10 protein-coding genes are annotated in these 9,282 nt (G+C 60.9%); 5 read left to right on the forward strand and 5 right to left on the reverse strand.

Going from position 1 to position 9,282, the window contains the following annotated elements; translation table 11 throughout:
* The 3 genes from ACXRVY_RS10425 to ACXRVY_RS10435 all read left to right on the forward strand — a co-directional run.
* Nucleotides 1-813, forward strand: an 813-nt coding sequence (locus ACXRVY_RS10425; RefSeq protein WP_458237353.1) for a TRCF domain-containing protein, incomplete at its 5' end; no start/stop codon positions are given.
* 10 nt (nt 814-823) lie between these two features.
* A complete protein-coding gene (locus ACXRVY_RS10430; protein ID WP_223463215.1) occupies nt 824-1,402 on the forward strand; it encodes a CsiV family protein in 579 nt (192 codons plus the stop codon).
* A gap of 5 nt (nt 1,403-1,407) precedes the next feature.
* On the forward strand, nt 1,408-4,101 hold the full coding sequence (locus tag ACXRVY_RS10435) for a DEAD/DEAH box helicase (protein WP_223463214.1): 2,694 nt from the start codon (nt 1,408-1,410) through the stop codon (nt 4,099-4,101).
* A gap of 275 nt (nt 4,102-4,376) precedes the next feature.
* On the opposite strand, the gene ACXRVY_RS10440 is transcribed toward ACXRVY_RS10435, so the two are convergent.
* The 3 genes from ACXRVY_RS10440 to ACXRVY_RS10450 all read right to left on the reverse strand — a co-directional run bounded on the left by ACXRVY_RS10440 (nt 4,377) and on the right by ACXRVY_RS10450 (nt 7,003).
* Nucleotides 4,377-5,114: an S-methyl-5'-thioinosine phosphorylase gene (locus tag ACXRVY_RS10440; RefSeq protein ID WP_223463213.1), complete on the reverse strand. Its 738-nt coding sequence runs from the start codon at nt 5,112-5,114 to the stop codon at nt 4,377-4,379.
* Nucleotides 5,115-5,126: 12 nt separating this feature from the next.
* A complete protein-coding gene (gene nagZ / locus ACXRVY_RS10445) occupies nt 5,127-6,137 on the reverse strand; it encodes a beta-N-acetylhexosaminidase (protein ID WP_458237354.1) in 1,011 nt (336 codons plus the stop codon).
* A 158-nt stretch (nt 6,138-6,295) separates the two neighbouring features.
* Complete coding sequence (locus tag ACXRVY_RS10450; protein ID WP_108219237.1) at nt 6,296-7,003, reverse strand: TetR/AcrR family transcriptional regulator; 708 nt, start codon at nt 7,001-7,003, stop codon at nt 6,296-6,298.
* Nucleotides 7,004-7,232: 229 nt separating this feature from the next.
* Between ACXRVY_RS10450 and lexA the strand changes: the two genes are divergently transcribed.
* Nucleotides 7,233-7,841 (forward strand): transcriptional repressor LexA, encoded by a 609-nt coding sequence (lexA, locus tag ACXRVY_RS10455; RefSeq protein WP_007995278.1) that lies wholly within the window; start codon nt 7,233-7,235, stop codon nt 7,839-7,841.
* 10 nt (nt 7,842-7,851) lie between these two features.
* On the forward strand, nt 7,852-8,328 hold the full coding sequence (gene sulA / locus ACXRVY_RS10460) for an SOS-induced cell division inhibitor SulA (protein ID WP_007991406.1): 477 nt from the start codon (nt 7,852-7,854) through the stop codon (nt 8,326-8,328).
* Between the two features lie 93 nt (nt 8,329-8,421).
* Here the strand turns inward: sulA and ACXRVY_RS10465 are convergent, their stop codons facing one another.
* The gene (locus tag ACXRVY_RS10465; RefSeq protein WP_223463211.1) at nt 8,422-8,655 is read right to left on the reverse strand and encodes a hypothetical protein; all 234 of its coding nucleotides are present in this window, start codon (nt 8,653-8,655) and stop codon (nt 8,422-8,424) included.
* A 94-nt stretch (nt 8,656-8,749) separates the two neighbouring features.
* Nucleotides 8,750-9,274, reverse strand: coding sequence for a DUF6586 family protein (locus ACXRVY_RS10470; protein ID WP_223463210.1), 525 nt, complete (start codon nt 9,272-9,274; stop codon nt 8,750-8,752).
* Nucleotides 9,275-9,282 lie beyond the last annotated feature (8 nt).

Below are 9,282 nucleotides of genomic sequence, written 5' to 3' on the forward strand. Positions count from 1 at the left end.
CCGAGCGCCAACACCATCATCATCGAGCGCGCCGACAAGTTCGGCCTGGCACAATTGCACCAGTTGCGCGGCCGGGTCGGACGCAGCCACCACCAGGCGTACGCCTACCTGCTGACGCCACCGCGCCAGCAAATTACCCCGGACGCGGAAAAGCGCCTGGAAGCGATCGCCAACACCCAGGACCTCGGCGCGGGCTTCGTGCTCGCCACCAACGACCTGGAAATCCGTGGCGCCGGCGAACTGCTCGGCGACGGCCAGAGCGGGCAGATCCAGGCGGTCGGCTTCACGCTGTACATGGAAATGCTCGAGCGCGCAGTGAAGTCGATCCGCAAGGGCGAGCAGCCGAACCTCGACCAACCGCTCGGCGGCGGTCCGGAGGTCAACCTGCGGGTTCCGGCGTTGATTCCCGAGGACTACCTGCCGGATGTCCACGCCCGCCTGATTCTCTACAAGCGCATTGCCTCGGCCACCGATGAGGACGGCCTCAAGGATTTGCAGGTGGAGATGATCGATCGTTTCGGTCTGTTACCGGAACCGACCAAGAACCTGATCCGCATCACTGCATTGAAATTGCAGGCCGAGCTACTGGGCATCAAGAAAGTCGATGGCGGCCCGCAAGGCGGTCGCGTCGAGTTCGCCGCACAGACGCCGGTCGACCCGCTGACCCTGATCAAGCTGATCCAGGGCCAGCCAAAACGCTACAAATTCGAAGGCGCCACGATGTTCAAGTTCATGGTTCCGATGGAGCGCCCGGAAGAGCGCTTTAATACTGTAGAGGCGCTGTTCGAGCGCCTCGTTCCGAAAACTGCTTGAAGGACGCCGCATGCGCCTGTTTCGCTCACTGACCTTGCTGACCCTGCTAATTCCAGCGCTGGTCGCACCCACGGCATTTGCCGATGACCTGTATCAGGTCGAAATGATTCTGGTCCGTCAAAACGCCGTGCCGGCGATTGTCAGCCGCGCCGCACCGGAAGACTGGGCCGCTGGCGCCCAACCCGTGGGCCCCGACAGCTTGCGTACGCCAAGCCTGAATGGCGAGGTGGAAAAACTCACCAGCAGCGCCGACTACACGGTGTTGCTGCACAAGGCCTGGCAACAGACTCTCGGCGAAAACGCCAGCAAAGTGGCGATCAGCGACGGCAAGGAACAATATGGTCAGTTCCCGATCGAGGGCACGCTGAACATGACGCTGGGACGCTTTACCGACGTCGACGCCGATTTCTGGGTCAATCAGATCGATGCCAATGGCATGGTGACCGCCAGCGAGCGCTTGAAACAGGAAAGCCACACCAAGAACGGCCAGTTGAACTTCCTCGATAACGGCCACCTCGGCCTGCTGATCAAGATCACCTCGCTGACCGCTCCCGCCCCTCGGCCAGTCCCCGATGAAATTCCGGACTGATTCCCATGTCTGCGGCCCTGAGCAAACCCCTGGCACCGTCCTGGGTCAGCCGATTCAAGGAACAGAGCCTGGAGCGTGGCCGCCGTTATGCGCTGGAGAATCGTGTCAGAATCGTCGAGGTCGGCGACGCCACGATCATCGCCGCTTGCGAAGGCTCAGGCAGTAACGTTTACCGCCAGACCATTCGCCTGCGCGAGTCAGCCAAGGGCACGCTGCTGATGGTCGACGCCACCTGCTCGTGCCCGGTCCACAACAACTGCAAACATTGCGCAGCGGTGCTCCTGCAAGTGCAGGAAACCCTCGACTACCCCGCTGCCGCCAAAGACGCCGAACTTCTGGAAAAACTCCAGGCAGTCCTGGAAAACCGCAGCCCGAAAGCCCCGCCGCAAGTGCTGGTGGACAATGTGCAACCGTTACCGCGCCTGTGGCTGGCCAGCATCGAGTTCAGCGCATTCGAACCGCGCAATGGCCGAATGCAGCGGTACATTCAGCACCGCGCGGCGCTGTCTTTCAGTTACCTGGACGAGTACGTTTGCGGACAGAGAAACTCCGACATCCTGATTCGTCAGGAAACCCAGACGCTGCGGATAAAACGCCACCCGGAAGTGGAACAGTCCTACCGGGAACAGTTGCGAATCCTCGGTTTCAAAGTTGCCACCCGGCAAAGCAAGGCCCTGCCGGAAAGTGCCGGCGAGCTGTTCGAGATGGTCAATGACAGCGCCTGGCTGACCTTTACCCTCAATGAACTGCCGAAGTTGCGCTCCCAGGGCTGGGAATTGCAGATCGACGAGGACTTCGGTTTCGACCTGACGGCGGTAGACGACTGGTACGCCACGGTCGAACAGGCACCGGAGCGCGACTGGTTCGACCTGGAACTGGGGATCATCGTCAACGGCGAACGCCTGAGCCTGTTGCCGATCCTGCTCAACCTGATGCGCTCCCACACCGAAATCCTCAACCCGGAACGCCTTGCCCGACGACGCGACGACGAGTTGATCCTGGTCAACATCCCCAATCGCCCGAACTCCGAGCACGGCCCACTGCAAGTCGCCCTGCCCTTCGGCCGCTTGAAGCCGGTGCTGGCCACCCTCGGCGAGTTCTACCTGCAGGAGCCCGGCGACACCACGCTGCGCCTGAGCAAGGCCGATGCCACGCGCCTGAACCCGCTGGAAGACATGCCACTACTGTGGGAGGGTGGCGAACAGATCCGCACCTTTGCCCAGCGCCTGCGCGACATCAAGGACCACACTGCCGCGGCCCCGGAAGGTTTGAATGCGACTCTGCGCCCGTATCAGCTTGAGGGCTTGAGCTGGATGCAATCGCTGCGACAACTGGAAGTGGGTGGAATTCTCGCGGACGATATGGGCCTGGGCAAAACCCTGCAGACACTGGCGCACGTGCTGAGCGAGAAAAACGCCGGCCTCCTCGACCGGCCGTGCATGGTCGTGATGCCGACCAGCCTGATCCCCAACTGGCTCGACGAAGCGGCGCACTTTACGCCGCAGCTCAAAGTGCTGGCGCTGTACGGTGCCAGCCGCAAAAAGCACTTCGACAAGCTGGCCGACTACGATCTGATCCTGACCACCTATGCACTGCTGCCCAAGGATGTCGAACGCCTGGCGGCGCAGCCCTTGCACATACTGGTGCTGGACGAAGCGCAATACATCAAGAACCCCGGCAGCAAGGCAGCCCACGCCGCCCGCGAACTGAACGCCCGGCAGCGCCTGTGCCTGAGCGGCACACCGCTGGAAAACCATCTCGGTGAGCTCTGGTCGCTGTTTCACTTCCTCTTGCCCGGCTGGCTGGGCGACGTCAAAAGCTTCAACCGCGATTACCGCGTGCCGATTGAAAAGCGCGCCAGCGAGGTCAGGCTTCAGCACCTTAACGGCCGGATCAAACCTTTCCTGCTGCGCCGCACCAAGGAGCAGGTGGCCACCGAGTTGCCGCCGAAGACCGAGATCATCCACTGGGTCGAGCTCAACGAGGCCCAACGCGATGTATACGAAACCATGCGCCTGGCCATGGACAAGAAAGTCCGCGACGAGATCACCCGCAAAGGCGTGGCCCGCAGCCAGATCATCATTCTCGAAGCCCTGCTCAAGCTGCGTCAGGTGTGCTGCGATTTGCGCCTGGTCAACGAGGCGACCCTGCCAACCCGTGGCAGCACGTCAGGCAAGCTCGACAGCCTGATGGAAATGCTCGAAGAACTGTTCGAGGAAGGTCGGCGGATCCTGCTGTTCTCGCAGTTCACTTCAATGCTGTCGCTGATCGAGGACGAACTGAACAAACGCGGCGTGGCCTACGCCCTGCTGACCGGCCAGACCCGCGACCGCCGCACGCCGGTGAAGGAATTCCAGAGYGGCAAACGTCAGATATTTCTGATCAGCCTGAAGGCCGGTGGCGTTGGCCTGAACCTGACCGAAGCGGACACGGTGATTCATTATGACCCGTGGTGGAACCCGGCGACGGAAAACCAGGCGACTGACCGGGCATATCGCATCGGCCAGGAGAAGCCGGTGTTCGTTTACAAACTGATTGCGCGCGGCACCGTGGAAGAAAAGATTCAGCACCTGCAAAAGGAAAAGTCCGACCTCGCGGCCGGCGTGCTGGACGGGCGCAAGGCCGGGGACTGGAAACTGCAGAACGATGATATCGAGGCGCTGTTTGCGCCGCTGCCGGAAAACCTCGAAAAGCGTTGAGATCTTCGGCGTTTTTAAGTCCGCCATCGCGAGCAAGCTCGCTCCCACAGGTTCTATGGTGTCCGCAAAAGTTGTGTTCGACGCGGACCCTGTGGGAGCGAGCTTGCTCGCGATGAAGTCAACTCGGTATCAAGTGGGACTCAGCCCTTGAGCACCCGCGCCAGCGTCGACTTCACCTCCCACAGTAATAGCGTCGAACACATTTTTTGCGAACGCCACTGAACCTGTGGGAGCGAGCTTGCTCGCGATGAAGTCAACTCGGTACCAAGCGGGACTCAGCCCTTGAGCACCCGCGCCAGCGTCGATTTCACCTTGCCCATGCCGTCATGCAATGCCTGCTCGATCTCGGCCATGGTAATTACCGCCGTCGACTTGCCCGCCGCCGGGTTCACCACCAGCGCCAGACAGGCGTAATCCAGTTCCAGTTCCCGGGCCAGGGCGGCCTCCGGCATACCGGTCATGCCGACGATGTCGCAGCCATCGCGCTCCAGCCGGGCGATTTCAGCCACTGTCTCCAGGCGCGGCCCTTGAGTACAGGCATACACGCCATGACTGCTGTAGCCCACACCTTCCGCCGCCAATGCCGCAATCAGTTGCTGGCGCAACGGTTCGCTGTAGGGGTAGCTGAAGTCGATATGGGTGACGTGTTCCAGGTCATCGGCAAAGTAGGTGTGCTCACGACCGCTGGTGTAGTCGATCAACTGATGCGGCACGCAGAAATGCCCGGTGCCCATGGCTGCATGGATACCGCCCACGGCGTTTACCGCCAGAATGGCTTGCGCACCGGCCTGCTTCAGCGCCCAGAGGTTGGCGCGGTAGTTGACCTGATGCGGCGGAAAACGATGGGGATGACCGTGACGCGCGAGGAAAAGCACTTCCTTGCCAGCATACTCGCCGATCTGAACGTCGGCCGAAGGTGCGCCATAAGGCGTGTCCACTGTCAGTGACTGGCGAATGCTCAGGCCTTCGAGTTGAGTCAGGCCAGTGCCACCGATAATCGCGTAAACCGTCATAACGAACAGTCCTTAATCAATCAATTGAGCTTCTTTGAGCGCGCCGACAGCAGCCAGCCAGCGCGGGTCCTGACGGTATTCGGTGTTGGCGAACGACTGGCCGCGCATCCGTGCAATGCGCTCGGAAGGCTTGACCTTCAGACGCTGGGCAGCGCTCAGGGCGAGCTCGGCAGCCGCACGGTCGTTGCACACCAGGCCCATGTCGCAACCGGCAGTCAGCGCAGCTTCAATTCGACTGGCGGCATCGCCGACCACGTGGGCGCCCGCCATGGACAAGTCGTCACTGAAGATCACGCCATCGAACTGCAACTCGCCGCGCAGGATGTCCTGCAACCAGCGGCGGGAGAAACCTGCGGGTTGAGAATCGACTTGTGGATAAATAACGTGGGCCGGCATGACGGCGGCCAGTTGCTTGCTCAGCTTGGCAAACGGCACCAGGTCATTGGCGCGGATCTCGTCGAGGCTGCGCTCATCATTCGGGATCGCGACGTGGGAATCAGCCTCGGCCCAGCCGTGGCCGGGGAAGTGCTTGCCGGTGGCGGCCATGCCTGCGCTGCTCATGCCGCGGATGAATGCACCCGCGAGCAAGGCAGCGCGCTCGGGATCACCTTCGAACRAACGGGTGCMGACAACGGCACTGCGCTGGTAATCCAGGTCCAGCACCGGGGCGAAGCTCAGGTCCAGGCCGACAGCCAGCACTTCGGTCGCCATGATCCAGCCGCACTGCTCGGCCAGGTATTCGGCGTTCGGGTTGTCGGCGATGGCGCGCATGGCGGGCAAGCGCACGAAACCCTGGCGCAGGCGCTGCACGCGGCCGCCCTCCTGGTCCACAGCCAGCAACAAGTCGGGACGGACGGCGCGGATCGCCGCACTCAATTCACGCACCTGGCGTGGATGCTCGATGTTGCGGGCAAAGATGATCAGGCCACCCACTTCGGGCTGGCGCAACAATTGGCGATCTTCAGCCGTCAGCCAGGTACCGGCGACGTCCACCATCAACGAGCCTTGCAAGCCAGCAGTCATAAGAATTCCTTGATAACAGAAAACCCGGCCCACACGAATTCGCCGCCAAGGGCATGGCCCGGCAGATTGGCGAGTTCAATGAGGAACGGGTTCAGAACGAGAGTCGGCATGGGCGGCTAGCTTAGCGGATGTCAGCTGCCGCGCCCACCCATGCGCGGTTATACCTTGGCGGCAACCGGCGTCGATTTGCTGCGTGGACGCAACTGGGCAGTGGCCATGGCCGCGTCAGTCACACCGGATTCGGCACGCATGCCGGCGGCCAGGAATGGCACCATCAGGCGCATGACCTGCTCGATCGAGGTATTCACGCCGAAGTCGGTTTCGGCAATCGCGCGCAAGGCCTTGATACCGGACATGCTGAACGCCGCAGCACCGAGCATGAAGTGCACGCGCCAGAACAGCTCGATGGGCGGAATACGCGGCGCCGCTTCGTTGACCAGTATCATGTAGCGGCGGAACACCTTGCCGTACATGTCTTCCAGATAACGACGCAAGTGCCCCTGGCTCTGACTGAACGCCAGTCCCAGCAAACGCATGAAGATAGACAGGTCGTTGCCACTGCGCGGCTGCACCACCAGTGCCTGCTCGACGAGGATTTCCAGCAACTCTTCGAGTGTCGGCCTGATTTCAGGTTTGGCCTGACGCCGCTCCAGCTCTTTATCGAGACTGATACAGAACGGCCCGAGGAACCGCGAGAAAACCGCCTGAATCAACGCCTTCTTCGAACCGAAGTGATAGTTCACCGCCGCCAGGTTGACACCGGCCTTGCTGGTGATCAGGCGCAACGAGGTTTCGGCGAAACCTTTTTCCGCGAACAACTGCTCGGCAGCATCGAGAATGCGTTCAACGGTTTCCGACTGGGCCATGGCTACTCCGCCTGACAAACACTTGTTTGAAACATACGTTTCAGCCTGCGCCTTGTCAAGCCTGGCAGTTCGTTTCGGGAATGGTCGGTCAGACATTTAACCACACAACGGCGAAGCTTCAATCCACTGACTGATTGACCGTCCGGCGGCCGCTAAAAAAAGGAGCATTGCCAAGACCGCCTCACTGTATATAATCCCAGTCACTGTATAAAAAAACAGAGCGATCAATATGCTAAAGCTGACGCCACGCCAAGCCGAGATTCTGGCCTTCATCAAACGCTGCCTGGAAGACAACGGCTACCCGCCAACCCGTGCGGAAATCGCTCAGGAACTGGGTTTCAAATCACCCAATGCGGCGGAAGAACACCTCAAGGCCCTGGCTCGCAAGGGTGCAATCGAGATGACGCCTGGCGCCTCCCGCGGCATTCGCATCCCCGGCTTCGAAGCCAAGGCCGACGATTCCACCCTGCCGATCATTGGCCGGGTCGCAGCCGGCGCCCCGATTCTTGCGCAACAACACATCGAAGAGTCCTGCAACATCAACCCCGCCTTCTTCCATCCGCGCGCCGACTACCTGCTGCGCGTCCATGGGATGAGCATGAAGGATATCGGCATTTTCGACGGCGACCTGCTGGCGGTCCACACCACCCGCGAAGCCCGTAACGGCCAGATCGTGGTGGCGCGAATCGGCGACGAAGTGACCGTCAAGCGCTTCAAGCGTGACGGCAGCAAAGTCTGGCTGATCGCCGAGAACCCCGAGTTCGCCCCGATTGAAGTGAACCTTCAAGACCAGGAACTGGTGATCGAAGGCTTGAGTGTCGGCGTCATTCGCCGCTAAAGGAGGCACCATGCAGTTCCCACAGACATCACCACAGCAAACCCAACTGCCGTTGTTCGAAGCGTTCATGGCACAGCCATTGGCGCCGATTCTGAAAGACGTAGTCGAGTCCCCCTGGAGCGCCGAACCTGACGTTTTCAGCGAGCTGTCACTGCGTGGTGCAGCCGGGAACTGCCTGAGCCTGCTGGCACCGATCCTCAGGGAATTGAGCCAGGATCAGGATGCACGCTGGCTGACACTGATCGCGCCACCCGCCAGCCTGACTCAAGCCTGGCTGCGAGATGCCGGCCTCAACCGCGAGCGMATTCTGTTGCTGCAACCGCGGGGTACCCAGAGCGCGCAGCAACTGACCTGCGAAGCGCTGCGCCTGGGTCGCAGCCACACGGTGGTCAGCTGGATCAACCCGTTGAGCCCGCAATCGCGGCAACAACTGATCAGCGCCGCCCGCACCGGGGACGCTCAGAGCCTGAATATTCGTTTGGGCTAACTGACAGACAGGGTGCGAGCTTCACCGCGCGAGGCTTCTCCAGGGACAGAGAAGCCAATGAATAGCGACATCAAGAAAAACGACAGGCGGGGATCAATGAAGCACCCGCGACCCCTCGTCCTTGTCGAATTCGCCTTCAACCAGGCGACCGGCCATCTGTACACCGACGCTCAACATCGCCTTGGCGACTTCCACGTACTGTCCTTGCAGGAACGCTTTGGCGTCCTCGGAGAAATCCAAAGTAACCAGAGAACCCTCGTCCTCGGCCCTGCGCAGCTCGATACGGCCGTCTGGTAACTCGACAATTTCTAGAAAGGACGTTGGCATAAAGGACTGTTCTCCACGAAAGGCGGGGATTATATAGGCATCGTTCGGGGTTCGCTTGAGATCTTGACCAGATGTCATTACCCAAATGTGTGCGTCAGCACTCGTTCAACCCTTCACGAAACCGGATCGCCAATGCTTTCAGGTTCTGACGCCAACTCTCCAGCTCCTCCCGGCTCAGCTCCTCCGGCGCATCCTCTTCATCCAGATTGACAGCCTGGATCAGTGGCTGGGTCACGTCCCCTTTCGGCTTGTGCGGCGCGCGCGGCGGTTGAAACAGCGCAGCATGGGCGGCCAGGAGTTTGGCCAGCCAGGTCTCCGGGTTATTGGCCAGCTCGACCAGCTCAGCCATTTCCGGAATGGCGATGGCATCCAGCACCTCGCGAGTCAGCAATAACTCTGCACGGGGCGCATTGGCCTGAGGCAAGCGATAGTAACCGGCGATTTCGTGACACAGCCCCAACAGCGCGCCGTACAGGTGAAACAGCGCGGATTCGCGTCCCGCCTGGATCAGCGCCAGCGAATTCATCGCCCGCCCCTCTTCAGTGCGAGCCAGTGCTTCCAGCGACAAGCCGGCGAAGTAAATCTTCTGATTGGTACGGGTATAAAGTTCGTGGGCCATGACGGCAG

The sequence above is a fragment of the Pseudomonas sp. P5_A2_2 genome (assembly GCF_054177685.1).

Bases quoted from the DNA above. Each gene is read 5' to 3' on its own strand.
- ACXRVY_RS10470 (WP_223463210.1), bottom strand. From the start codon at position 9,274: ATGGCCCACGAACTTTATACCCGTACCAATCAGAAGATTTACTTCGCC.
- ACXRVY_RS10430 (WP_223463215.1), top strand. From the start codon at position 824: ATGCGCCTGTTTCGCTCACTGACCTTGCTGACCCTGCTAATTCCAGCG.
- ACXRVY_RS10465 (WP_223463211.1), bottom strand. From the start codon at position 8,655: ATGCCAACGTCCTTTCTAGAAATTGTCGAGTTACCAGACGGCCGTATC.
- ACXRVY_RS10440 (WP_223463213.1), bottom strand. From the start codon at position 5,114: ATGACGGTTTACGCGATTATCGGTGGCACTGGCCTGACTCAACTCGAA.
- lexA (WP_007995278.1), top strand. From the start codon at position 7,233: ATGCTAAAGCTGACGCCACGCCAAGCCGAGATTCTGGCCTTCATCAAA.
- ACXRVY_RS10450 (WP_108219237.1), bottom strand. From the start codon at position 7,003: ATGGCCCAGTCGGAAACCGTTGAACGCATTCTCGATGCTGCCGAGCAG.